This is a genomic window from Neobacillus drentensis (genome assembly GCF_036965425.1).
GTDB lineage: Bacteria > Bacillota > Bacilli > Bacillales > Cytobacillaceae > Neobacillus > Neobacillus drentensis_F.
The window spans coordinates 1-686 of record NZ_JBALPP010000201.1 but is presented as its reverse complement, the minus strand read 5'-3'; the positions used below and the strand labels follow the sequence as shown (position 1 = coordinate 686).

At 37.2% G+C, this 686-nt stretch carries 2 protein-coding genes; one reads left to right on the top strand and one right to left on the bottom strand.

Features of this window, described 5'->3' with window-relative positions; translation table 11 throughout:
* Nucleotides 1-391, top strand: a 391-nt coding sequence (locus V7161_RS29925) for a GNAT family N-acetyltransferase (protein ID WP_335716401.1), incomplete at its 5' end; no start/stop codon positions are given.
* Nucleotides 392-492: 101 nt separating this feature from the next.
* On the opposite strand, the gene V7161_RS29920 is transcribed toward V7161_RS29925, so the two are convergent.
* A partial coding sequence (locus V7161_RS29920) for a hypothetical protein (protein ID WP_335716400.1) occupies nucleotides 493-686 on the bottom strand: 194 nt, incomplete at its 5' end.

Below are 686 nucleotides of genomic sequence, written 5' to 3'. Positions count from 1 at the left end.
GGAGAAAGAAATTCCTTGGGTGATCATCGAAAAAAACAGCCGTGAAGTCATTGGCAAGTTTCGCCTTCATAAACTCCATATGTGGCATAGAAAAGCTGAAATGGGTGCCTATTTGCACCAAGACTATCACAAAAAAGGCGTTATGACCGAGGTCTTAAAGACAATTTTACCTTTCGTATTTAATGAATTGGGACTAAACCGCATTGTCGGAGATTTATTTGCAGAAAATCAAGGTTCAAAAAAGCTTCTTGAAAAATTCGGCTTTCATCAAGACGGGATCCTTAGGCAAACAGACTTTGATGGTTCCAAATTTCACAACACCATCGTCTATTCATTATTTTTACATCCCAACTTTATACTTAGGATTCAGCCTGTTGTAGCTTTTTTTTAAACACAAATCCCAACCCCCATAGTAATACCGGGATACCAAATGCAGTGGGAACGGAAATAGCCACCCACGGTCCTTCCAAATATCTCATTGCCCTAGTATGGTCAATAATAACCCAATAAGCTAATCCGTTTAAAATCAATCCAACCGGTATAATCATGTGCCGATAACTTTTTAAAGAGAATATGTTGGCAGCCGCCCTGCATGTGCAGAATAAACACATTGATATCTGAACAGGCAACGTGAAAGAAAAAATTGTTTTTTATTATATTACAAAAATTCATAGATATATATATTG